This is a genomic window from Asticcacaulis sp. W401b (assembly GCF_046503825.1).
Taxonomy (GTDB): domain Bacteria; phylum Pseudomonadota; class Alphaproteobacteria; order Caulobacterales; family Caulobacteraceae; genus Asticcacaulis.
On the sequence record NZ_JBKFEE010000054.1, the window covers coordinates 1 to 1,016 of the forward strand.

Here is a 1,016-nt window from a genome sequence, read left to right on the forward strand (position 1 = left end):
AGAAGATCGGGCGGCGATTTGAAATAGCGCAGATTATCGACAATGCCGGAGTGGTTTTCGATGGCCGTCGTCTCCCATCCGGAAATCGCGGCAATATCAACTTCGTCACCGATGCGGATGTTTTCCAGATAGTTCTGCCAGGCGTCATAAACCTTGCGACCCACCGACAGGAACAGGCTTTCCGTCGTCGGAAACGCTTTGCGGAAGCCCCATTTATCGAGATAGGCCGAGGTGTTTTGCACGATGACCTTATGGTCTTCAAGGTCGTAAGACTTACCGCCATTGGCCAGAATGTCGGCGACCATCAGCACATGGTTGTCCGCCGTAGCACAGCCCTGCATTTCACCAAATTCGACGATATAGGGCTTACCGGTCTGATAATGGATATAGCTGTCTTTCGACTGATAGAACTTGTCGTACCACTGATCCCCGGCCCCCTGATGCTCCACCCACCAGCCGCCGAAAGGTTCGACATCCGAGCGGAAATAGTGGTCATTATAGGCCAGATACATGGCCTGCGCCGCGCCCCGTTTGACAAAGCCGTCATTGAGGATGACCGTGCGCGACGGGTCTTCGTCGTGAATAATTTTCAGGACATTCTGGACGTCGGGATTATTGAGATTGGCCCCAATTTCGTTCTGAAGCGTGTAGTGCGCCAGTGACGGATGCGAACGGAAGGTTCTGGCCATCAGGCGACACTTCTCGATCATATAGGCACGACTGAAGGCATCGGCCTCGGACAGGCTTTCGCCGGGTTTCAGGTCCTTGCCGATGGCGTGGCGCCCGCCGCCGGGTTCCATGACGCGCATCAGCCCCAGTTCGTCCTGACGATCAAAAACATCGTGCTTGCCGACATTGCGGTGCGCATGGAGGCAGTTGAGGCCCAGAGCCTGCGCCGCCTCGACTTCGCGCCGTGCCAGGGCGGGCGTCGGCCACATGCCGTTATAGCCCCAATAGCCCCACGAAATAGCGGAATAGAGTTTGACACGTTTGCCATTCAGCCGCAAAAGCGCGTT

The 1,016-nt window shown here is 56.1% G+C and carries 1 protein-coding gene; it reads right to left on the reverse strand.

The annotated features are described in order from the left end of the window. On the reverse strand, positions 1-1,016 hold a 1,016-nt coding region (locus ACK8OE_RS20820; RefSeq protein ID WP_410274224.1), incomplete at both ends, for a hypothetical protein.